A 21047-nucleotide genomic window follows, 5' to 3' on the forward strand; every position below is an offset into this window, starting at 1 on the left:
TGCCGCCCCCTGGCTGACCCCATGTCCCTGCTGCTGCCACGCTCCCCCGTGAAGTCCGCCGAGCCCGAACTCGCCGGACCGTTTCCGCCCGACCTGCACGATGTGCGCCACCTCTGGCTCAAGGCCGGGCTGCTGCTGATCTGGGTGCTGGTGTCCTTCGTGGCCACCTATTTCGCGCGCGACCTGCAGTTCCTCATGGCCGGTGGCTGGCCGCTGGGCTACTGGATCGAGGCCCAGGGCGCGGTGCTGGTGTTCATCGGCATCGTGGTGGTCTATGCCTGGGCCATGAACCGCTTCGAGCGCCAGGATGAACAGCGCCGCCTGGCGCTGGAGGCCGAGCCCCTGGCGGGCGCCAAACCCCCCGCCGACGCGGCCTGACGCCATGCGCCAGCGCAGCAGCCCCGGGGGCGCTTCGTCCGCAGCCGGCCAGAGCGCCGTGGAAAACGCCTACTCCTGGCGCCTGCACCGCATCCTGGCGCTGTATGTCTGCGGGGTGCTGGGCTTTCTGGCCCTCATGACCTGGGCCGAGCACCAGGGCCTGTCGCGCCACTGGATCGGGCCCATCTTTCTCTTTCTCACCGTCATGGTCTATGCCGGCATCGGCGTCTATGGCCGCACCTCGGACCCCGAGGAATACTATGTCGCCGGGCGGCGCATTCCGCCCCTGTACAACGGCATGGCGGCGGCGGCCGACTGGATGAGCGCGGCCTCGTTCATCAGCCTCTCGGGCGCGCTCTACCTGCAGGGCTTTGCCGGCACGCCGGGGCAGCCCGGCGGCCTGGCCTACCTGCTGGGCTGGACGGGGGGCTTTTGCCTCGTGGCCATGCTGATCGCGCCGCACCTGCGCGCCATGGGCCTGTACACCGTGCCCGACTTCTTCCACGTGCGCTTTGGCGGGCGCTGGCCGCGCGTGATCGCAGCGCTGGCGGCCGTGCTTTGCTCGTTCACCTATGTGGTGGCACAGATCTACGGTGTGGGGCTGATCGCCTCGCGCCTCACGGGCGTGCAGTTCGAGATCGGCATCATGCTCGGCCTGGGTGGGGTGCTGCTGTGCTCCTTCCTCGGTGGCATGCGCGCCATCACCTGGACGCAGGTCGCGCAGTACGTGGTGCTGCTGCTGGCCTTTCTGATCCCCGTGTCCTGGCTGGCCTACAAGCAGCTGGGCAGCCCGCTGGCCCCGGTGGCCTACGGCGCGCAGATCACCAAGATCGCCGACCTGGAGGCGCAACTGCTCGATTCGCCCGCCGAAAACCAGGTGGTGCAGATCTACCGCGAGCGCGCACTGGAGTTCGAGGAGCGCCTGAAGGACGTGGAGGCCGCCCTGGAGCGCGAGCGCGAGAAGGGGCGCGAGCGCATCCGCACCCTGCGCGCGCAGAACGCCGACGTGGGTCTCATCGTATTGGCCAGCCGCGACCTGGCGGCCCTGCCGCGTGACCCCGCCGCCGCGCGCGAACGCTGGACGCGCGAGATGCAGGAGAACACCGAGCGCGCCCGCCCCCTGGGCGGCCTGCCGCAGCACAGCCAGGCCTTTGCCGGCGACCCCGATGGCACGCCCGAGGAGCAGCGCGAGTTCGACCTGAGCCGGCGCAATTTCATGGCGCTGATGTTCTGCCTCATGGTGGGCACGGCGGGCCTGCCGCACCTGCTCACGCGCTACTACACCTCGCCCACGGTCTCGGGTGCGCGCGCCTCGGTAGGCTGGTCGCTGTTCTTCATTGCCCTCTTGTACCTGAGCGCGCCGGCGCTCGCCGTGCTCGTGAAGTTCGAGGTCATGCACAACCTGGTGGGCAGCAGCTTCGAGGCGCTGCCCAACTGGATGGCGCAGTGGGCGCGGGTCGATGCCTCGCTGCTGTCCATCGAGGATGTCAATGGCGATGGCATCGTGCAATTTGCCGAGATCCGGCTCGGGGCCGACCTCATCATGCTGGCCACGCCCGAACTCGGGGGCCTGCCCTATGTGGTCTCGGGCCTGGTGGCGGCCGGTGGCCTGGCGGCGGCGCTGTCCACGGCCGACGGGCTTTTGCTCACCATCAGCAATGCGCTGGTGCGTGACCTGTATTTTCAGGGCTCGGACCGCCAGGCCTCGCCCGAGCAGCGCGTGATCCTCACCAAGTTCGCGCTGCTGGCGGTGGCCCTGTCGGCGGCCTTTGTGGCGGCGCTCAAGCCGGCCGAGATCCTGCCCATGGTCTCGGCCTCGTTCTCGCTGGCGGCCTCGGCCTTCGTGCCGGTGATGGTGCTCGGGATCTTCTGGCGCGGCACCACGCGCCAGGGGGCGGTGGCGGGCATGCTCGCGGGCCTGGGCGTGGCGGTGTACTACATGCTCTCGCATGTGGTGGCCCTGAAGGCGCTGCTGCCCGCCTGGCTGCTGGCCGACGGGCTGTGGTTCGGCATCCAGCCCATCTCGGCCGGGGTCTTCGGCGTGCCGGTGGGCCTGCTCGTGGCGCTGGTGGTCAGCCGCATCACGCGGCCCGCGCCCGAGCTGCCGCGCGTGCGCATCGAGATCTGAGCGTTTGCCCTGCGCGGCGCGTCCCCTGGACCAGGCCGTGAAATAAGCCGCGCAGGCGAAGGGGCATGGAAAAACCCGACTGTTCAACAGGCCGCAAACGTGACACCCTGTAAACAGGCTGCAAGACAGCAGCCGTTCACGGTAGCTGGTTTCAGAGATTTCGGGGGAGATACATGGTTCTTGTCAAAACACAGGCGGGGCAGGAGGCGCTCAAGGACCGCCACGGTGGTTTGACCTCACGGCAGCGTTCGGCCTTCATCCTGTTCGATGGCAAGCGTTCCACAGGCGAGGTGCTGGCCGCCACGGCGGCCATGGGCATCACGCAGGACGATGTGCAGGCCATGATCGCCCAGGGCCTGCTGGAGCCCCTGTCGAGCAGCGGCGCCGGGGCCGCGGTGGCCGCCGCAGCAGCCGCCAAGGGCAGTGGCCAGGCGGTGGCCGCAGCGGCCGCCCAGGCCTCCAGCACCTCGTTCGAGGCCACGGTGGCGATGGAGGCCGTGCAGGGCAGCGGGCGCTCCGACCAGCAGCGCTACAAGGATGCCTACCCCATTGCCACCGAGCTCACAGCCGGCCTGGGCCTGCGGGGCTTTCGACTGAACCTGGCGGTGGAGGGGGCGGGCAGCTTCTCCGACCTGGCGGCGCTGGCGCCCAAGATCCGCGAGGCGGTGGGCGACGCCAAGTTCGCCAGGCTCGACAAAGCACTCTTCGACTGAAACAGGCTTCGCCCGGCCATGAAAAAAGCGGCCCGCGGGCCGCTTTGTCGTTGGGTCCGCTGCGATCAGCGGCCGACCTTGAGGAGTTCCACGTCGAACTTGAGCGTGGCGTTCGGGGGAATCACGCCGCCCGCGCCGCGCGCGCCGTAGCCCAGGGAGGCGGGGATGATCAGCGTGCGCTGGCCGCCGATCTTCATGCCCTGCACGCCTTCGTCCCAGCCCTTGATGACCATGCCGGCGCCCAGGGAGAACTCGAAGGGGTCGTTGCGGTCGCGGCTGGAGTCGAACTTGGCGCCTTGCTCGCCGTTGTTGTAGAGCCAGCCGGTGTAGTGCACCGAGACGTTCTGGCCCTTGGTGGCTTCTGCGCCGTCGCCCACTTGGGTGTCTTCGTACTGCAGGCCGGATGCGGTGGTGGTGAGTGCCATGGAAATCCTCGGGGTGTCGTTGGGGGAGCCGGGCGGAGCAGGTCCGGCCCGAAAAGGCTGATTTTACTTAGGCGACCGGCTTCTTCACGCGGCCGGCCACCCAGCGCGTGGCAAAGGCCTGTACATCGCTCAGGCGCTTGAGCAGGTCGGTGCCTGAAGGGGTCACGGTGTAGCCGTCGCTGCCGTGGTCGACCAGGCCGGCCTCGCGCAGTTCCTTGATGCGGGTGTTCAGGGTGTTGGGGGTGATGCCGCCCACGCTGTCCTGCAGCAGGCGGAAGGTCTGGGGGTGTCCGTCACGCAGGGCCCACAGCACACGCAGCGCATAGCGGCATTCCAGCCGCTCGAACAGCTGGTTGATGGCGAAATTTTCCTTGGAGCTCATGCAAGCTTCTCCTTGCGCGGTGGGTGTGGAAAGCAGTCGCGGCCCGCCGGACACTGCCCGCAAGACGCTGCCAATATAGCTTGGAAACGATTTTGCTACAAGTTTAATAGCTCTGAATGCAGCACTGATATGCACCAACCCCGTGAATTGGGGGTCTTTTTTGCGAAGTGTTGCGGCACTGCCACGGCCGGCTGGGGCAGGTAGCATTCCGGCCTTGGCGGCGCACCGCCCTGGGAGGAATTCATGGAATACAAGCACTTGCACGAGGCCAACCGGCTGTCCTGGAACGCGGCCACCCGTGCCCACAACCGCCACAAGGGCGACCAGGCCGCCTTTTTCCGGGCCGGGGGCTCGCCGCTGTTCCCAGAGGAGCTTGCGCTGTTGGGTGACCTGCAGGGCCAGGCCGTGCTGCACCTGCAGTGCAATGCGGGGCAGGACAGCCTGGGCATCGCCCGCCTGGGCGCCCGGGTGACCGGCGTGGACATTTCGGACGAGGCCATCGCCTTTGCCCGGGCGCTGTCGGACGCCAGCGGCATTGCGGCCGAGTTCGTGCGCTCGGATGTGTACGACTATTTCGACGGGCTGGCGGCTGCGGGAGGGCAGGGCGGGGCGTTCGACACCGTGTTCAGCTCCTACGGCACCATTTGCTGGCTGTCGGACCTGGCGCGCTGGGCGCGCGGCGTTGCGGCGGCTCTGCGCCCGGGCGGGCGCTTCGTCTTTGTGGAGTTCCACCCCGCGGCCCTGGTGTTCGACCCGCAGTGGGAGCCCCGCTACGACTACTTCAACGACGCGCCGGTGCACGAGGCTGGGGTGGGCGACTATGTGGGCGAGACCCAGGATGCGCGGGACGGTCAGCCGGCCCCGGCATCGGAGGCGTTCACCAACCCCCACCCCAGCCACGAATTCGCCTGGGGCATCGGCCGCGTGGTGGCGGCGCTGCTGGGCGCGGGCCTGCGGCTGGAGGCGCTCGAGGAGTATCCCTACATGAACGGTTGGTGCGCCTTCGAGGGCATGCAGGACCTGGGCGGCCGGCGTTGGGGCATGCCGCCGGGCAGGGCGCGCATGCCGCTGATGTACTCCCTGGTGGCACGCCGGCCGGAAAGCACCTAGGCACGCGCCGCCAGGTGGTCCACCAGCAGGCGGGCCGCAGGGGTGAGGGCCTCCGGCCCGCGCCAGCACAGGGCAAAGCGCCGGTCGGCCCAGGGGTCGGACAGGTCGACGATGCGCACCGGCGCCGTCTCGGCAAACGGCGCGGCCACCTCGCGCGGCACCACGCTGATGGCCAGGTTGGCGCGCACCACGCGCAGCGCGGCGTCGAAGTTGGAGACCTGCACCCGGTGCGCCAGGGCCTTGCCCTCCACGGCGGCGGCGCGGGTCAGCAGCAGCTGCACGGCGCTCAGGGCCGGCATGCTCACGAACTCGTGCTCCAGCACGTCGGCAAAGCGCACGCTTGCCTGCTGCGCCACCGGGTGGCTGGCATGCGCCACGATGGCCAGGTGGTCGTGCCGGTAGCTGCAGGTGGACAGGCCCGTGAGGTCGGCCGCATCCCAGCAGATGCCGATGGAGGCGCTGCCCTCGCGGATGCCGCGCACCACGTCGGGGCTCACGCGCTCCTCCATGCTGATCTGGATGTCGCGGTGCGCCGGGTCTTGCAAGAAGGCGGCCACGTCTTCGGCCAGCGACTCGGCCATCACCGAGGCGGTGGCCAGCACGCGCACATGGCCCTTGATGCCGGTGGCAAAGGCCGCCATGTCGCGCTCGATGCGGCCCACGCTGGCCAGCATGGCGCGCGCATGCTCGAGCAGCGTCTCGCCCGCGGGCGTGGGCGCCATGCCGTGGCGCTTGCGCACCAGCAGGGGTGTGCCCACCGTGTCCTCCAGCTGTGCCAGCCGCTTGCTCACGGCCGAACCCACGATGGACTCCTGCTCCGCCGCACGCGCGATGTTGCGGTGCTCGCAGACGGCCACGAAGAGCTTGAGGGTTTGCAGGTCGAGCGGGCGCATGGTGTGACTAGATATTCTGTTTGGGAATTTTATGTGTTCCAAAATTGATTTCATATGGTGTTGTGGAATTTCTAGAATCCACCCATCCCCTGCACACCCGAGAAATGAACCCCATGCCCCCTGCCACCGTCATCCGTGAGGTCGGCCTGCGCGACGGCCTGCAAAGCATTGCCACCATCGTCTCCACTGCGCAGAAGATCGAATGGCTCAACGCCGCCTACGCCGCAGGCCAGCGCGAGATGGAGGTCGGCTCCTTCGTGCCTGCCCGGCTGCTGCCCCAACTGGCCGACACAGCCGAGGTGCTGGCCCATGCGCTCACCTTGCCGGGCCTCACGGCCTCGGTGCTGGTGCCCAACCTCAAGGGGGCCGAGCGCGCCATCGACTGCGGCGCCCACCTGATGGTGGTGCCCCTGTCGGCCAGCCATGCGCACAGCCTGGCCAACCTGCGCAAGACCCCCGACGAGGTGGTGGCCGAGGTGGCGCGCATCCGCGCCGCGCGCGATGCCGCGGGCTCGCGCATCCTGATCGAGGGTGGCGTGGGCACGGCCTTTGGCTGCACGTTGCAGGGCGAGGTGGCCGAGAGCGAGGTGCTGCGCCTGATGCAGGCCCTGCTCGATGCCGGCGCCGACCGCGTGAGCCTGGCCGACACTGTGGGCTATGCCGATCCGGTGGGTGTGCAGCGCCTGTTCGAGAAGGCCCGCGCCCTGGTGGGCGAGCGCCTGGCCTGCGCGCACTTCCACGACACGCGCGGCATGGGCCTGGCCAATGCTTATGCGGCCTGGCAGACCGGCATCACGCGCTTCGACGCCTGCCTGGCCGGCATCGGCGGCTGCCCGCACGCGCCGGGCGCCAGCGGCAATGTCACCACCGAAGACCTGGCTTTCATGCTCGAACGCATGGGCGTGGCCACCGGCCTGGACGTGCCTGCGCTGCTGTCCTTGCGCCAGCGCGTTACAGGCTGGCTGGCCGGTGAGACCTTGCATGGCACGCTGTGGCAGGCCGGACTGCCGCGCACCCTGGCACCCGCCCTGGCCTGAAACGTTTATCGTCCTGCCCCATGAATGTTGCTTTGAATCCTGCTTCCGTCCCCGCCGCAGCGCTGCCCCTGGCCGGCCTGCGTGTGGTGGAGTTCACCCACATGGTCATGGGCCCCACCTGTGGCATGGTGCTGGCCGACCTGGGGGCCGAGGTCATCAAGGTCGAGCCTGTGGACGGTGACCGCACGCGCCACCTGCTGGGCGCGGGCGCCGGCTTTTTCCCCATGTTCAACCGCAACAAGAAGAGCATTGCGCTGGACCTGCGCCGGCCTGAGGGGCTCGAGGTGGCGATCCGCCTGGCCTCGTCGGCCGATGTGGTGGCGCAGAACTTCAAGCCCGGCGTGATGGCCAAGTACGGGCTGGACTACGCGGCGCTGTCGCGCCTGAACGAGCGCCTGGTCTATGTGAACCATGCGGGCTTTCTGCCCGGGCCGTACGAGCACCGCACGGCCCTCGACGAGGTGGTGCAGATGATGGGCGGCCTGGCCTACATGACCGGGCGCCCGGGCGACCCGCTGCGCGCGGGCACCAGCGTCAACGACATCATGGGCGGCATGTTCGGCGCCATCGGTGCGATGGCGGCGCTGATGCAGCGCGCCACCACCGGGCGCGGGCAGGAGGTCGATTCGGCCCTGTTCGAGAACAACGTCTTTTTGGTCGGCCAGCACATGATGCAGTACGCCGTCACGGGCCAGCCCGCAGCGCCCATGCCCGAGCGCATTTCCTCCTGGGCTGTGTATGACGTGTTCAGCGTGAAGGACGGCGGGCAGATCTTCCTGGCCGCGGTGAGCGATGCGCAGTGGCTCACCTTCTGTGATGCGATGGGCTATGCCGACCTCCGGGCCGATGCCGGCCTGGCCAGCAACAACGACCGCGTGCGCGCCCGTGCCACGCTGCTGCCCGAACTGCGCCAGCGCCTGGCCGCGCACACGGCCGAGGAACTGGCGGCCATCTTCGAGCGCCACGGCCTGCCGTTTGCGCCCATCATGCGGCCCGAGCAATTGTTCGACGACCCGCACCTGAACGCCACGGGCGGCTTGGCCGAAGTGGCGCTGCCCGATGGCGAGCGTGCCGGCAGCACCGCGCGCGTGGCCCTCATGCCCCTGCGCATGGACGGCCAGCGCATGCCTGTGCGCACCGACCCGCCCCGGCTGGGCCAGCACACGGCCGAGCTGCTGGCTGGCCTGGGCTACACGCCTGAGCAGGTGCAGGCCCTTCAGGAAGCTGCAGCCGTGGCCTGACTTTCATCCCTCCCGCCCGGTGGCCTGAACGCAGCGGCAGTCTGCGCGCCCCGGGTGGAACATACCCCCCAGGAGACAACGCAATGCACACCATCCCCGCACCCACACGCCGCCGCGCACTGGCCCTGGGCGCCGCAGCCCTCGCGGCCCCCGGCCTCGCGCTCGCCCAACTGGGCGACAAGCCCCTGCGCATCATCCTGCCGCTGTCGGCCGGCTCGGGGGCCGATGGCGCCATCCGCGCCATGAGTAACAGCCTGGCCAAGGCGCTGGGCCAGCCCGTGGTCATCGAGAACCTGCCCGGGGCGGGCGGCATCACCGGCACCACGCAACTGGTGCGTGCGCCCAAGGACGGCTCGGTGATCGGCGTGGTTTCTAACAACCACGTGGTCAACCCCAGCGTCTACAAGAACATCCCCTTTGATTCCATCGAGGACATCACGCCCATCACCATCATCGGCGCCACGCCCTTCGTGCTGGTGGCCCACCCGGCGTTGCCGGCCAGGAACGTCAAGGAGCTGATCGCGCTGGCCAAGGCCAGGCCGGGCGTGCTCAACTATGGCTCCTCGGGCAACGGCACCATCCTGCACCTCGGTGCAGCCATGTTCGTGGAGCAGGCGCAACTGGACATCAAGCACATCCCCTACAAGGGCATGGGCCCGCTGATGAACGACATCCTGGGCGGGCAGGTGCAGCTCGGTGTGGTGGCGGTGGCCCCGGCGGCCGCGCACATCAAGGCCGGCGCCCTGCGTGCCCTGGGCGTGAGCACGGCCGCGCGCGTGCCCTCGCTGCCCGACGTGCCCACCATTGCAGAACAGGGCCTGCCGCGCTACGAATTGGACGGCTGGATCGCCGCCGTCGCGCCCGCCGGCATCCCCAAGGCCGAGGTGGCGCGCCTGCATGCCGGCTTCAAAAATGCCCTGGCCATGCCCGAGGCGCGCGACGCGCTGATCGCACAGGGCTACGAGATCAAGCTCACAGCGCCCGAGGCGTCCACGGCCTTCATGCGCAGTGAACTGGCGCGCATGGCCCAGGTGGTGAAGAACGCGCATGTGACCATGGATTGATCGGCTCCCATCACCTTGGGCTGCTGCCTCAGAACGTGTAGCGTGCGCTCAGGTTGAAGCTGCGTGGCGCGCCCCAGGTGTAGAACAGGCCTTGCGCGGCGAAGTTGGTCACGCCCGAGAAGTACTGCTTGTCCAGCACATTGTGGATGTTGGCCGTGACGCTGAGCTGGCGGTTGATCTCGTAGCGCGCCATCAGGTCCAGCAGCCAGTAGGCGCCCTGGCCCAGCACGGCCGTGCCGCGGCTGGTGGAGATGGCGCTCTGCCAGCGCGTGGAGGCGCCCACCGTGAGGCCCTGGGCAGCACCGTTGGCAATGCGGTAGGTGGTGCCTAGCTTGAACTGGTGCCGGGGTGTGGTGCTGGCGCTGCCCAGGTTGCTGCTGTTCATGACATAGCTGCCTTGTGCCTGCCAGCCACGGGCCAGCTCGCCCGAGAGCTCGAGCTCATAGCCGCGGCGCGTGGCGCTGTTGACGGCCCGGTAGATGCTGTCGCCGTTGGCATTCAGGCCCACCTCCTCGGCCGTGTTCTCGGTGCGCATCCAGAAGTAGGCGATGCTGGCGTTCAGGCGCTTGTTGAAGAACTCGCCCTTGGCGCCGATCTCGTAGGTCGTGCCCTCTTCGGGCGGCAGCGTGCGTTCGGCCACGTCCTTGGCGCTTTGCGGCTGGAAGATGCTGGCATAGCTGCCGTAGACCGAGATGTCCGGGGCCACGTCCACCACCAGCCCTGCATAGGGCGTGACCACGCCGCGCTCGCGCATGCGGTAGTTGTACCAGCCGATGTCGGTCACGTCCTTCTGGTCATAGTCGCTCACGCGCGCACCGGCGATCAGCTTGACCGGGTCGGCCAGGTGGAAGCGGCCTGCGGCGTAGGCATAGCGGTTCTTGCGGCTGAACAGGTCGTTGGAATAGGCCATGCGGTTCCAGTCGGGCTCGGCGATGGCGGCGCCTCCGCCCGCGTAGGTGATGCCGGCGGCTGCCAGCGTCGCGCTCCCGCCGCTGCCACGCAGCAGCGTGGTGCGGGCGCGCGTGCTGCCCGCGCCCAGCAGCAGGTCGTGCGTGCGGCCCAGCAGCTGGAACGGGCCCTGCACGTCCAGGCTGATGCTGTCGTTGCGGTCGTCGATGTCCGTGTAGCGGTTGTATTGGAGCTGGCCGGGCAGGGCGTAGCGCAGGTAGCCGATGCGCATGTCCGGGGTTTCCACGGTGTCTCGCGCCACCTGGAGTTTGGCCGTCCAGCCACCGGCGAAGCGGTGCTCCAGCCGTGCGAACAGGCCCAGCGATTCCTGGTCGTAGCCGGCCCAGGTGGCACCGATGCGGAACGAGCGCGGCATGCGCGGCACCGCGACGCCATCGCCCGAGAAGGCCTGGATCGGCGTGGTGCCGGTGGCCCCTTGCAGGCTGCGCTGCTTGTAGGTCAGGCCGGCGCCGAGCACGGTGTCCGGGCCCAGGTCGGCTTCCACGGTGCCGTACAGCGTGGCGTTGCGGCTGTGCTGCCGGTCGCGGAACGCGTCGGCATCCTTGGCGGCGACGACGAGGCGGCCACGCAGTGTGCCGGCGGCATTCAGCGGGCCGCTGATGTCGGCATCGCCCCGGTAGCTGTTCCAGCTGCCCACGCCGGCCTGGGCACTGGCCTGGAACTCGCGCGTGGGCCGCTTGCGCACCAGGTTCACCGTGCCGCCGTAGCCGCCGTCGCCGTTGACCAGGCCCGAGGAGCCCTTGAGCACCTCGACGCGGTCGATCTCCGCCAGGTCGTCGAGCGAGTACATGATGTGGCTGTTCCAGCCCCAGCCGCTGGACAGCAGCCGGTTGCCATCGATCTTCAGGTTCACGCTGGAGCCGCGCACGTTGAAGGTGGTCATGTCGCTCTGGCGGCTCACGGTCACGCCGGGCGTCTGTTCGAGCGCATCGCTCAGCGTCTCCACATGGAAGTCGTCCATGCGCTGGCGCGACATGATGGTGAGGGACTGCGGTGTTTCGCGCAGGCTCAGGTTCAGGCCGGTGGCGGCGCCGCTGGGGCCGGCCGCGGTGTAGCTGCCCGTGCCTTCGGTGGTGCCGTCGTTGGGCTGGGCCTGCGCCGTGACGCGAACTTCCGCCAGGGAGACACTGCCCGCGGCGGCGCCTGGGGCGGGCGTGCCCGCCGCCGGGGCCGGTGCGCGCCGCAGGGTGTAGGTGCCGTTCTCCGCCACCACGGCCGCGAGGCCCGTGCCGGCAAGCAGTGCCGCCAGGGCCTGGGGCGGCGTGTGGTTGCCCTGCAGGCCCGGGCTGCTGCGGCCTTGCACCAGATCGGGGGTGTAGGCCAGCAGCACGCCCGAAGCCTTGGCGAAGGCAGTGAGCGCGGGCTCCAGCGGGCCGGCAGGGATGCTGTAGGCGGTGGCGCGGCTCGCCTGGATGGCCTGGGCCTGCGCGGGCAGGCTGGTGGCGGCACCCAGCCCGGCAAAGAGCGCGCTGGCCAGTGCCGCGGTGAACGCGGCCGTGGGGCGCAGGGCGAAGCGGGGTGCCGAGAGGCGGGTGGTGGATGCGAGGCGCCGGGAAGCGGTGGACATGGTGGTCGGTAGAGGGGGAGAAGGAGGGGGAAAGAACAGGTTTCCCTTCCTTGTCACGCGAGCGCGCAAAAGGTACAGACCCCGCCACCAAAAAAATCGAAGGTTCTTCAGCCGTGCTCGCTCACAGGGCCTATGCGCACCCAGTAGCGCACGGGGATGCGCACGTGCACCGGCAGCACCTGGGCCACGGCCTGCAGAATGCGGTCCGTGTCCGCCAGCGGGAACACGCCCGACAGGCGCAGGTGCGCCACCTCGGGGGACAGCGTGATCACCCCGCTGCGGTAGCGCCGCAGTTCGGCAACGAAATCCGACAGGCGCATGTTGGAGGCCACCAGCACGCCTTCGGTCCAGCCGGGGGGCTCCGTTGCACTGGCCGTGGGGATGGTGGCCGCGCCCGGTGTGAGCCGTGCCGACTGGTTTGCCGCCACGCGCACCGTGGTGTCCGGCCGGTTCAGGGGGCTCAGCTCCACCGCACCTTCGTACACCGCGACCTCGCTGGCATCACCCTCGTGCCGTACGGTGAAGCGCGTACCCAGTGCGCGGATGCGCCCGGCCGGCGTGTCCACCACGAAGGGGCGCGGCACCGCCACAGGGTCGTGCGCGGTGGTGATGAACACCTCGCCCTCGCGCAGCTGCAGGCGGCGCAGGCCACCGGTGTAGCGCACGTCCAGTGCGCTGGCGGTGTTGAGCACGATGCGCGTGCCGTCGGGCAGGGTGGTGCTGCGCTGCTCGCCCCGGGCCGTGCGCAGGTCGGCACCCCAGCCGCGCCAGGGCAGTTGCTCGTAGCCCAGCCAGGTGGCCACGCCGCCGGCTGCCAGGCCGCCGATGGCGCGCAGTGCGTGGCGCCGGCGCGGCGATGCGGGCCCGGCCAATGTGGCCACCGCCGTGGTGGCCGTGAGCAGGCCGGTGGCGCCATGGCCGCGCAGGCGCGCATTGGTGGCCTCGATGTGCTGCCAGGCCTGTTCATGCTGCGGGTGGGCGGCGCGCCAACGCAGCCATGCGCTGCGGCTCTCGGCCGTGGCGGTGCCGGACCACAGGTGCACCAGCCACTCCACGGCGGCATCGACCACCGGGGCCGGCAGTGGCGCTTTGGTGGTGGGCGGGTGGGCGCTCATGCCGTGCCTGTGGGGAAATAGCAGTGCCGTATGGCACGCGCCATGTACTGCTTGACCGAGCTCAGCGAGACCCCCATGCGCTCGGCAATCTCGGCATAGGGCATGCCGTCGAGTTGCGCCCACAAAAAGGCCGTGCGCACCTTGGGCGGCAGGCCGTCGAGGAGGGTGTCGATCTCCTGCAGCGTCTCGAGCACGATGGCGCGGTCTTCGGGCGAGGGCGCCAGCGCCTGGGGCATGTGGGCCAGCGTTTCGAGGTAGGCGCGCTCGATCTCGCGATGGCGCAGGTGGTTGGCCACCACACGCTTGGCCACGGTGGTGAGGAAGGCGCGCGGCTCGCGGATCTCGGCCAGCGCCGTGCGCGACTCGATCACGCGCAGGTAGGTGTCCTGGGCGAAGTCGGCTGCATCCCCCGCATGGCCCAGCCGGCGCTGCAGCCAGCCGCGCAGCCAGCCGTGGTGCTGTACGTAGAGGTCGGTCAGCGCGTGTGGAAGGGACATGGGAGGAGGCGGCGGCAGGGGCTGCGCATGGCGGGCCTAAGGCAAAAACATGGTAATGATAACCATTCTTATCAATGCTTCTGCCGCACGGCCTTTTCGGAGGGCGGCTGCCCCTGCCAACCCGGGGTTCCCCCAGTGTTCCCAAGGTAAAGATTGTGCAAATGCAAATGGTTGTCATTCTCTGAAACTAGAATCCTGGGTTCCGCATCCCCGCGCCAAGCCCGTTGCTGCCTGCGCGCACCTCTCCCTGGAATGAACAAACCACAGGACAACCGGCGCCGGTCTTACTGGCTCAAGACGCTGCACGAATGGCATTGGGTCAGCTCGGCCCTGTGCCTCATCGGCATGCTGCTGTTCGCAGTGACCGGCTTCACGCTCAACCATGCCGGGCAGATCGAGGCCAAGCCCCAGGTCGTGAGCCAGCAGGCCACGCTGCCCGGTGCGCTGCTGACCACGCTCAAGGCTGTGCCGCCACCGCCCAAGGACCGCGGGCCGCTGCCCGCCGCGCTGCAGGAATGGGCGCGTACGCAGTGGGCCGTGGACGCGGCGGGGCGCGAGGCCGAGTGGTCGGCCGATGAGATCTATGTCTCGCTGCCGCGCCCCGGTGGCGACGCCTGGCTGCGCGTGAACCTGGCCGACGGCGAGGCCGAGTACGAGCGCACCGACCGGGGCTGGATCTCCTACCTCAACGACCTGCACAAGGGCCGCAACACGGGCGCCGCCTGGAGCTGGTTCATCGACATCTTCGCCGCCGCCTGCCTGGTGTTCACCGTCACCGGGCTGTTCATCCTCAAGATGCATGCGGGCAACCGCCCCTTCACCTGGCCCATGGTGGGCATGGGGCTGGTGATCCCCGTGGTGCTGGCGCTCCTGTTTATCCACTGAACCGAAAGTAGAAAAGAATGCCTGTGACCAAGCATTTGCACCTGCGCTACAGCATTGCCCTGGGCGCCTGCCTGGGGGCCCCGGCCTTCGCGGCCGGCTTGGGCGTGGGCGTGGAGATCCCGCGCCTGGACGTGGCCGAGTACCACCGCCCCTACGTGGCGATGTGGGTCGAGCGTGCCGACAACACGGTGGCCTCGACCCTGGCCGTCTGGTACGACGTGAAGCTCAAGAACGACGAGGGCACCAAATGGCTCAAGGACCTGCGCCAGTGGTGGCGCCGCACCGGTCGTGACCTGGCCATGCCCGTCGACGGCGTGACCAGCCCCACGCGCCCTGCGGGCAAGCACCAGTTGGCCTTCAACGAAGGCACCAAGCAACTGGCCGCGCTGCCTGCCGGCAGCTACAAGCTGGTGGTCGAGGCCTCGCGCGAGGTTGGCGGCCGCGAGCTGGTGACGATTCCCTTCACCTGGCCCGCCGCCAAGGCCCAGCAGCTGAGCGCCAAGGGCAGCAGCGAGCTCGGCGAGGTCACCCTCGACCTCAAGCCCTGACCGCATCACCCCCCTACCCGGAGACTTTCCATGCAATTCAAGACCCGTATCGCCACCTGCATCGCCCTGCTGTGCGGTGCCTTCTCGGCCCAGGCCCACAATGTCTGGCTGCTGCCATCGACCACCGTGCTCTCCAAGGCCGAGTGGGTCACGGTGGACGCCGCCGTGTCCAACGACCTGTTCTTCTTCAACCATGTGCCGCTGGGCCTGGACAACCTGGTGGTGGTGGCACCCGATGGCTCGTCCATCAAGCCCGAGAACGCGCACCGCGGCAAGCTGCGCAGCGTGTTCGACCTGAACCTCACGCAGCCCGGCACCTACCACCTGGCCGTGGTCAACAGCGGCCTGAGCGCCACCTACAAGGACAAGGCCGGCCAGAACAAGCGCTGGCGCGGCACGGCCGAGAAGTTTGCGGCCGAAGTGCCGGCTGACGCGCAGGACCTCAAGGTGACGCAGTCCGCCGGCCGCATCGAGACCTTCATCACGGTGGGCAAGCCCAGCGCCATCAAGCCCACGGGCCAGGGCCTGGAGCTGGTGCCCGTGACCCACCCCAACGACCTGGTCAAGGGCGAGAAGGCCACCTTCGCCTTCCACGTGGACGGCAAGCCTGCCGCCAACCTCGAAGTGGTGCTGGTGGCCGGTGCCACGCGCTACCGCGACAAGATCGGCGAGATCAAGGCCACCACCGATGCCAAGGGCGAGTTCAGCGTGACCTGGCCTGCCGCCGGCATGTACTGGGTGGATGCCGATGCCAAGGACGACAAGACCTCGCTGCCCCAGGCCAAGGAACGCCGCCTGTCGTACGTGGGAACGCTCGAAGTCCTGCCTTGAGCCTGGCGTGAGGTCTTGCGGATGAAGGTGCACTACGGTCCCGGGTTCGGGCGCGCAGCGGCTGTCGCTGCGCCCCTTGCCGCCCGGGTCTCGTTCGGCGGGCTTGGCCATGCCGCCCCGCATGCCCCCGTGCGCGCGGCCGATTCCACGGCCTTGCAGACCCTGGCCGGCGAGGCCATGGGCACCAGCTGGTCGGTGCGCCTGTGCAACCCGCAGTTCGCGCCGCTGGCGCCTGTGCGCGCGGCCGTCGAGGAGGCCCTGGCCCTGGTCGTGCGGCAGATGAGCAACTGGGAGCCGGACTCCGAGGTCTCGCGCTTCAACCGCGCGCCGGCGGGCAGCTGGCACCTGCTGTCGCCCGAGTTCTTCGCGGTGCTGCAGGCGGCGCGCCACTGGGCACAGGCCAGCGGCGGTGCATTCGACGTGGGCGTGGGAGCGCTGGTGGGCCGCTGGGGCTTCGGCCCGCGGCCCGATCCGCAGGCCGACCACACGGCGCCGGCGGCTATGCCGCTGGCACCGGAGTTGGCGGCCCTGCGCCCGCCAGGTGCCGGCCTTGTATTGCGCGAAGAGGCCCAGCAGGTGCTGCAGCCCGGTGGCCTGCAGCTGGACCTCTCGGGCATTGCCAAGGGCCATTCGGTGGACCTGGTGGTGCAGGCCCTGCAGGCGCAGGGATGGGCCGATTTCCTGGCCGAGGTGGGTGGCGAGCTGCGCGCCAGTGGCACGCGCCCCGGTGGACAGCCCTGGCGCGTAGCGGTGGCAGGCGAGGCCGCAGACCCGGCCCGGGCGCTGCCGCTGCAGGACATGGCCATCGCCACCTCGGGCGACCACTGGCATGCCTTCGAGCATGGCGGGCGCCGCTACTCGCACACCATCGATCCGCGCACCGGTGCGCCGGTGGCCCATGCGCTGGCCAGCGTGACGGTGCTGCACCCCGAGTGCATGCATGCCGATGCCCTGGCCACGGTGCTCACGGTGCTGGGGCCGGTCGAAGGCCTGGCCTTTGCCACGGGGCAGGGCGTGGCCGCGCTGCTGTGCGAGCGCACGGGCCAGGGGGCCCGGTGGACGGCGACCCCGGCCTGGCGCGAGCGCTTTCCCGAATTTCAATGAACGTTTCTGATCCCGCTGTGCGGCTGGCCGCGGCCGCCGCCCTGGTGCTGCTGTATGCCGCCATGTGTGCCGCCATCTGGCTGCGCGAGCGGCGCAGGCACCGCGCCCAGGCCGCGCAGGCCCAGGCCCTGGCATCGGCGCGCGAAGGCGTGCAGCCGCTGCTGGTGGTCTATGCCAGCCAGACCGGCCAGGCCGAAGAGCTTGCGCGCGAGACCGCGCGCCTCTTGCACACGGCCGGCGAGCCGGTGCACCTGTGTGCGCTCGATCAGCTCGATGCGGGCTTGCTGGCGCGCAGCCGGCGTGCGCTGTTCCTGGCCAGCACCTATGGCGAGGGCGATGCACCTGACAATGCCGCCGCGTTCCAGCAGGCCTGCATGGGCAGGCAGGAGGGCGATGCAGCCGATCTGTCGCAACTGCAGTACGGCCTGCTGGCCCTGGGCGACCGGCAGTATGCGCACTTCTGCGGCTTTGGCCGCCAGCTCGATGCCTGGCTGCGCGCGCGCGGCGCGGTGCCGCTGTTCGAGTGTGTGGAGATGGACAACGGCGATCCCGCCGCCCTCACGGCCTGGCAGCACCACCTGGCCCAGGTGTCCAGCCTGAGCGAGCTACCTGCGTGGGAAGCCCCCGCGTTCGCGCAATGGACCCTGGCTGCGCGCAGCCACCTGAACCCGGGCAGTGCGGGCGCCGAGGTGCATCTTGTCGAGCTGGCGCCGCCCGAGGCCGAAGTGGCCACCTGGGAGTCCGGAGACCTGGTGCAGGTCTGCGTGCCGGATGATCTGCAGCACCCGCGCGAGTATTCGATCGCCTCGCTCGCCAGCGATGGCCGCGTGCACCTGGTGGTGCGCCAGACCACGCGCGAGGACGGCACGCCGGGCCTGGCATCGCACTGGTTGACGCATGGCGCGCCCGTGGGCGAGGCCGTGCAGATGCGCCTGCGCGCGCACCGCAATTTCCGGCTGGAGGACAACGCGGCGCGCCCGCTGATCCTGGTGGGCAACGGCACGGGCATTGCCGGCCTGCGCAGCCACCTGCGGGCCCGAGCACAGGCCGGGGCAGGGCCCAGCTGGCTGTTGTTCGGCGAGCGCCAGGCGGCGCACGATTTCCTGTTTCGCGATGAACTGCTCGCCTGGCAGGCCAGCGGAGTGCTCGCGCGCCTGGACCTGGCCTTCTCGCGCGACGACCCGGCCCACAAGGTCTATGTGCAGGACCTGCTGCAGGCGCAGGCCGCCACCGTGCGCGCCTGGGTCGAAGGGCAGGGCGCCGCCATCTACGTCTGCGGCAGCCTGCAGGGCATGGCGCAGGGCGTGGACCTGGCGCTCGCAGGCCTGCTCGGGCCCGCGCCCATGGCCGAGCTGGTGCGCAGCGGGCGTTACCGGCGCGATGTGTACTGAGGGCCCGCCTTCGCCGCGTGCGTGCGTATGCACGCGCTGCAGCACCTACTTGTGAATCCATCGAATACGAATGGTAATGACAACGATTTCTGTTATTGATTGATACAGTCGGCACCGCAGACAGCGCCTGCCGCTGTCGATCGCCGTTGAGCCGCAGAACAAAACATTCCAGAGCGCGTGGCACGGACCCTTTCCGTCGTTTTTCCACCGTTGTTCCCTGGAGTGTTGTTCCCATGCCCATCCGCATGCCTGCCGGCGCCTCGTGCCCGCTGCGTCTTTCTTCCCTTTCCCTGGTGGTCGCCGCCGTGTGTGCGGGGGGCACTGCCATGGCCCAGGAGCCTGCCACAGCCCAGCTGCGCGAAGTGGTGGTCTCTGCCTCTGGTTTCGAGCAGGACATCAAGGAGGCGCCGGCCTCCATCACCGTGATCACGCGCAAGCAGCTCGAGCAGAACCGTTTCAGCAGCCTGGCGCAGGCGCTTGAAGACGTGGAAGGCGTGGACATCGGCACGGCCACCGACAAGTCGGGCGGGCTCAACATCAGCATCCGCGGCATGCCCAGCGACTACACGCTGATCCTGATCGACGGGCGCCGCCAGAATGCGGCCGGCAACGTCACGCCTAACGACTTCGGCGGCACGCAGACCAGCTTCATGCCACCGCTGTCGGCCATCGAGCGCATCGAAGTGATCCGCGGCCCCATGTCCACGCTGTACGGTTCCGATGCCATGGGTGGCGTGGTCAACATCATCACGCGCAAGGTCGGCAAGACCTGGGCAGGATCTGTGTCGGCCGACTACGCGCTGCAGGAAGAATCGGACTTTGGCGACACCCGCTCGGGCAAGTTCTACCTGAGCGGACCCATCAAGGAAGACATGCTCGGCCTGTCCTTGCGCGGCAGTACCTTTCGCCGCGGTGCCTCGGACATCCGCTACATGACGCTGGCCGGCAGCGAGGTCGTGCCCATCATGGGGGCCAACCCCGTGAAGTCCGAGGTCAACACCCTGGGTGCGCGGCTGGCGTTCACGCCCAACAAGTACCACGACCTCACGCTGGACCTGGACACCGGCCGCCAGACCTATGACAACTCACGCGGCCAGCTGGGCACGCTGGGTGTGCAGGGCGGCTATGGCCCCGAGCAGAAGTACCACCGCGACCAGGTCACGCTGGCCCACACCGGCCGCTACGGCTTCGGTACCTGGGACACCAGCTACATGGTCAACCGCACCGAAACCATCGGCCGCACCATCCCGCCCGGCACGCCGGGCGCAGTGGCCGGCGGTGCGCGCGCGCTGGAGGTGGAAAGCAAGGTGCTCGACACCAAGCTCATGCTGCCCTGGGGCGACCACCTGACCACCGTGGGCGGCCAGTGGTGGGACGCCGAGATGAAGGACGGCGTGGCCCCGGGGGTGTTCGCCTTCACGCAGAAGGCGGTCTTTGCCGAGGACGAGTGGAGCCTGACCAAGAGCTTCAAGCTGACCCTGGGCGCACGGTATGACAACCACAGCATCTTCGGCGGCAAGGTCAGCCCGCGCGTCTACGGCGTGTGGAACGCTGCGCCGCAGTGGACCGTGAAGGGCGGTGTCAGCAACGGCTACAAGACGCCGCGCGTGGAGCAACTGGCGCCGGGCATCAACGGCTTTGGCGGCCAGGGCACGATTCCCCTGGTGGGCAGCCCAGGCCTCAAGCCCGAGACCAGCCGCAGCACCGAACTGGGCGTGTACTTCGACAGCCCCGGTGGTTTTGCTGCCAGCGCCATGTTGTTCAACAACGACTTCAAGGACAAGATCACCAGCGGCCCGGGTTTGCTCAACTGCAGCTACAGCGTGGCGCCGAATCGCCCCGGCTGCGTGAGCTTTGGCGACTGGCCGCGCGTGGATGCGTTTGGCCAGTCCATCAACGTGGACGAGGCGGTGACGCGCGGGCTGGAGCTGAGCACCCGCATCCCGATCACCAAGGCCTGGTCCGCCACGGCCAACTACACGTACACCGAGAGTGAACAGAAGAGCGGGCCCAACGTGGGCAAGCCGCTGATGGACACGCCCGAGCATGCGTTCAACGCGCGGCTGAACTGGGAGCCTTCGCAGCAGTGGAATGTGTGGCTGCGTGCGGAGTACCGCAGCGAGCGTTTCCGTGATCCGGGGACGACTGCGGATACGCGGGCTGCGAAGGCAGTACTCGGGGACTTCAAGGCGTACACGCAGTTCCATGTGGGCGGCAGCTACAAGGTCACGCCGCAGTTCACGATCAATGCGGCGGTGTACAACCTGTTCAACAAGGATTTTGTGGAGTACACGCCGTATACGGTGCCAGGGTCGCCTGCGGTGGTGAACTATCGGAATCTTTATACGAACAGCCAGGATGGGCGTAGGTTGTGGTTGTCGGCTACTTACGAGTTCTGATTTTTTTGTTGTGTGGGTGTCGCTTCGCTTTGATGCTTCTTGCTTTGGCTGAGGGCGGAGGCCGGGATGTGCGCCCGGCGGCGCACCCACCTTCTTTTGCGTCGCCAAAAGAAGGTGGGCCAAGAAAAGGCGACCCCGCTGTCTGCGTCCCTTCGCTTCGCTACGGGCAACCTGCGATGCTCGGATCTGGGGTGGGCGTCGATGAACTCGCTACGTTCCCCCTTCGGGTGAACTCCGCTCAGACAGCATCGACGAGCCAGAAGACGAAGCGTGTGTGTCCTTCGGCACACACGCCCACCCCAGCTCCTGCGCTTCTCGGCGCAGCCAGAAGGGGTGGGGAGCGGGTACCGCACGGCTGCTGCTTTGGCAG

Annotated in this window: 19 protein-coding genes; 13 read left to right on the plus strand and 6 right to left on the minus strand. The window is 68.8% G+C overall.

The window, feature by feature from the left end; all coding sequences use genetic code 11:
• Positions 1-21 precede the first annotated feature (21 nt).
• The 3 genes from AC3WOH_RS21390 (at position 22) to AC3WOH_RS21400 (ending at position 3219) form a co-directional block, all read left to right on the plus strand.
• The gene (locus AC3WOH_RS21390; RefSeq protein WP_184858567.1) at positions 22-378 is read left to right on the plus strand and encodes a DUF4212 domain-containing protein; all 357 of its coding nucleotides are present in this window, start codon (positions 22-24) and stop codon (positions 376-378) included.
• Between the two features lie 4 nt (positions 379-382).
• Complete coding sequence (locus AC3WOH_RS21395; protein WP_492231339.1) at positions 383-2506, plus strand: VC_2705 family sodium/solute symporter; 2124 nt, start codon at positions 383-385, stop codon at positions 2504-2506.
• Between the two features lie 173 nt (positions 2507-2679).
• Positions 2680-3219, plus strand: coding sequence for a hypothetical protein (locus tag AC3WOH_RS21400; protein WP_492231340.1), 540 nt, complete (start codon positions 2680-2682; stop codon positions 3217-3219).
• 65 nt (positions 3220-3284) lie between these two features.
• Here AC3WOH_RS21400 and AC3WOH_RS21405 read toward each other — a convergent pair whose 3' ends face one another.
• Together AC3WOH_RS21405 and AC3WOH_RS21410 are read right to left on the minus strand one after the other, a co-directional pair.
• Positions 3285-3644, minus strand: a complete 360-nt coding sequence (locus AC3WOH_RS21405) for an FKBP-type peptidyl-prolyl cis-trans isomerase (RefSeq protein ID WP_184858573.1) — start codon at positions 3642-3644, stop codon at positions 3285-3287.
• Positions 3645-3711: 67 nt separating this feature from the next.
• On the minus strand, positions 3712-4026 hold the full coding sequence (locus AC3WOH_RS21410) for a winged helix-turn-helix transcriptional regulator (protein WP_184858575.1): 315 nt from the start codon (positions 4024-4026) through the stop codon (positions 3712-3714).
• Between the two features lie 243 nt (positions 4027-4269).
• Here AC3WOH_RS21410 and AC3WOH_RS21415 point away from each other — a divergent pair, with 243 nt between their 5' ends.
• Positions 4270-5136, plus strand: a complete 867-nt coding sequence (locus tag AC3WOH_RS21415; protein WP_492231341.1) for a class I SAM-dependent methyltransferase — start codon at positions 4270-4272, stop codon at positions 5134-5136.
• On the opposite strand, the gene AC3WOH_RS21420 is transcribed toward AC3WOH_RS21415, so the two are convergent.
• Positions 5133-6029: a LysR family transcriptional regulator gene (locus AC3WOH_RS21420; RefSeq protein ID WP_492231342.1), complete on the minus strand. Its 897-nt coding sequence runs from the start codon at positions 6027-6029 to the stop codon at positions 5133-5135. The two genes, AC3WOH_RS21415 and AC3WOH_RS21420, sit on opposite strands and share 4 nt — an antisense overlap.
• Positions 6030-6133: 104 nt before the next feature.
• Here AC3WOH_RS21420 and AC3WOH_RS21425 point away from each other — a divergent pair, with 104 nt between their 5' ends.
• The 3 genes from AC3WOH_RS21425 to AC3WOH_RS21435 all read left to right on the plus strand — a co-directional run bounded on the left by AC3WOH_RS21425 (position 6134) and on the right by AC3WOH_RS21435 (position 9371).
• Entirely contained in the window at positions 6134-7066 is a 933-nt protein-coding gene (locus AC3WOH_RS21425; RefSeq protein ID WP_492231343.1) for a hydroxymethylglutaryl-CoA lyase, read from the plus strand.
• 20 nt (positions 7067-7086) lie between these two features.
• Positions 7087-8307 (plus strand): CaiB/BaiF CoA transferase family protein, encoded by a 1221-nt coding sequence (locus tag AC3WOH_RS21430; protein WP_492231344.1) that lies wholly within the window; start codon positions 7087-7089, stop codon positions 8305-8307.
• 83 nt (positions 8308-8390) lie between these two features.
• Entirely contained in the window at positions 8391-9371 is a 981-nt protein-coding gene (locus tag AC3WOH_RS21435; protein WP_492231345.1) for a tripartite tricarboxylate transporter substrate binding protein, read from the plus strand.
• A gap of 28 nt (positions 9372-9399) precedes the next feature.
• Here AC3WOH_RS21435 and AC3WOH_RS21440 read toward each other — a convergent pair whose 3' ends face one another.
• The 3 genes from AC3WOH_RS21440 to AC3WOH_RS21450 all read right to left on the minus strand — a co-directional run bounded on the left by AC3WOH_RS21440 (position 9400) and on the right by AC3WOH_RS21450 (position 13519).
• Entirely contained in the window at positions 9400-11907 is a 2508-nt protein-coding gene (locus AC3WOH_RS21440) for a TonB-dependent siderophore receptor (protein WP_492231346.1), read from the minus strand.
• 107 nt (positions 11908-12014) lie between these two features.
• On the minus strand, positions 12015-13022 hold the full coding sequence (locus AC3WOH_RS21445; RefSeq protein ID WP_492231347.1) for a FecR family protein: 1008 nt from the start codon (positions 13020-13022) through the stop codon (positions 12015-12017).
• Positions 13019-13519 carry a sigma-70 family RNA polymerase sigma factor gene (locus AC3WOH_RS21450; protein ID WP_492231348.1) on the minus strand — a complete coding sequence of 167 codons (501 nt, stop codon included), beginning with the start codon at positions 13517-13519 and terminating at the stop codon, positions 13019-13021. Before AC3WOH_RS21450 ends, AC3WOH_RS21445 begins: the two co-directional genes overlap by 4 nt.
• A gap of 252 nt (positions 13520-13771) precedes the next feature.
• On the opposite strand from AC3WOH_RS21450, the gene AC3WOH_RS21455 reads away from it, so the two are divergent.
• From AC3WOH_RS21455 to AC3WOH_RS21480, 6 genes are all read left to right on the plus strand, one after another.
• Positions 13772-14404, plus strand: coding sequence for a PepSY-associated TM helix domain-containing protein (locus AC3WOH_RS21455; RefSeq protein WP_492231349.1), 633 nt, complete (start codon positions 13772-13774; stop codon positions 14402-14404).
• Between the two features lie 17 nt (positions 14405-14421).
• Positions 14422-14952, plus strand: coding sequence for a DUF2271 domain-containing protein (locus AC3WOH_RS21460; protein WP_492231350.1), 531 nt, complete (start codon positions 14422-14424; stop codon positions 14950-14952).
• A gap of 30 nt (positions 14953-14982) precedes the next feature.
• Complete coding sequence (locus AC3WOH_RS21465; RefSeq protein ID WP_492231351.1) at positions 14983-15783, plus strand: DUF4198 domain-containing protein; 801 nt, start codon at positions 14983-14985, stop codon at positions 15781-15783.
• Between the two features lie 21 nt (positions 15784-15804).
• On the plus strand, positions 15805-16887 hold the full coding sequence (locus tag AC3WOH_RS21470) for an FAD:protein FMN transferase (RefSeq protein WP_492231352.1): 1083 nt from the start codon (positions 15805-15807) through the stop codon (positions 16885-16887).
• Entirely contained in the window at positions 16884-18278 is a 1395-nt protein-coding gene (locus AC3WOH_RS21475) for a sulfite reductase subunit alpha (protein ID WP_492231353.1), read from the plus strand. Before AC3WOH_RS21470 ends, AC3WOH_RS21475 begins: the two co-directional genes overlap by 4 nt.
• A 233-nt stretch (positions 18279-18511) precedes the next feature.
• Complete coding sequence (locus AC3WOH_RS21480) at positions 18512-20677, plus strand: TonB-dependent receptor domain-containing protein (protein ID WP_492231354.1); 2166 nt, start codon at positions 18512-18514, stop codon at positions 20675-20677.
• The last annotated feature ends 370 nt before the right edge of the window (positions 20678-21047 follow it).

It is taken from the genome of Acidovorax sp. FW305-C-20-28 (assembly GCF_058783375.1).

Bases quoted from the DNA above. Each gene is read 5' to 3' on its own strand.
- AC3WOH_RS21390 (WP_184858567.1), top strand. From the start codon at position 22: ATGTCCCTGCTGCTGCCACGCTCCCCCGTGAAGTCCGCCGAGCCCGAA.
- AC3WOH_RS21395 (WP_492231339.1), top strand. From the start codon at position 383: ATGCGCCAGCGCAGCAGCCCCGGGGGCGCTTCGTCCGCAGCCGGCCAG.
- AC3WOH_RS21400 (WP_492231340.1), top strand. From the start codon at position 2,680: ATGGTTCTTGTCAAAACACAGGCGGGGCAGGAGGCGCTCAAGGACCGC.
- AC3WOH_RS21405 (WP_184858573.1), bottom strand. From the start codon at position 3,644: ATGGCACTCACCACCACCGCATCCGGCCTGCAGTACGAAGACACCCAA.
- AC3WOH_RS21410 (WP_184858575.1), bottom strand. From the start codon at position 4,026: ATGAGCTCCAAGGAAAATTTCGCCATCAACCAGCTGTTCGAGCGGCTG.
- AC3WOH_RS21415 (WP_492231341.1), top strand. From the start codon at position 4,270: ATGGAATACAAGCACTTGCACGAGGCCAACCGGCTGTCCTGGAACGCG.
- AC3WOH_RS21420 (WP_492231342.1), bottom strand. From the start codon at position 6,029: ATGCGCCCGCTCGACCTGCAAACCCTCAAGCTCTTCGTGGCCGTCTGC.
- AC3WOH_RS21425 (WP_492231343.1), top strand. From the start codon at position 6,134: ATGAACCCCATGCCCCCTGCCACCGTCATCCGTGAGGTCGGCCTGCGC.
- AC3WOH_RS21430 (WP_492231344.1), top strand. From the start codon at position 7,087: ATGAATGTTGCTTTGAATCCTGCTTCCGTCCCCGCCGCAGCGCTGCCC.
- AC3WOH_RS21435 (WP_492231345.1), top strand. From the start codon at position 8,391: ATGCACACCATCCCCGCACCCACACGCCGCCGCGCACTGGCCCTGGGC.
- AC3WOH_RS21440 (WP_492231346.1), bottom strand. From the start codon at position 11,907: ATGTCCACCGCTTCCCGGCGCCTCGCATCCACCACCCGCCTCTCGGCA.
- AC3WOH_RS21445 (WP_492231347.1), bottom strand. From the start codon at position 13,022: ATGAGCGCCCACCCGCCCACCACCAAAGCGCCACTGCCGGCCCCGGTG.
- AC3WOH_RS21450 (WP_492231348.1), bottom strand. From the start codon at position 13,519: ATGTCCCTTCCACACGCGCTGACCGACCTCTACGTACAGCACCACGGC.
- AC3WOH_RS21455 (WP_492231349.1), top strand. From the start codon at position 13,772: ATGAACAAACCACAGGACAACCGGCGCCGGTCTTACTGGCTCAAGACG.
- AC3WOH_RS21460 (WP_492231350.1), top strand. From the start codon at position 14,422: ATGCCTGTGACCAAGCATTTGCACCTGCGCTACAGCATTGCCCTGGGC.
- AC3WOH_RS21465 (WP_492231351.1), top strand. From the start codon at position 14,983: ATGCAATTCAAGACCCGTATCGCCACCTGCATCGCCCTGCTGTGCGGT.
- AC3WOH_RS21470 (WP_492231352.1), top strand. From the start codon at position 15,805: ATGAAGGTGCACTACGGTCCCGGGTTCGGGCGCGCAGCGGCTGTCGCT.
- AC3WOH_RS21475 (WP_492231353.1), top strand. From the start codon at position 16,884: ATGAACGTTTCTGATCCCGCTGTGCGGCTGGCCGCGGCCGCCGCCCTG.
- AC3WOH_RS21480 (WP_492231354.1), top strand. From the start codon at position 18,512: ATGCCCATCCGCATGCCTGCCGGCGCCTCGTGCCCGCTGCGTCTTTCT.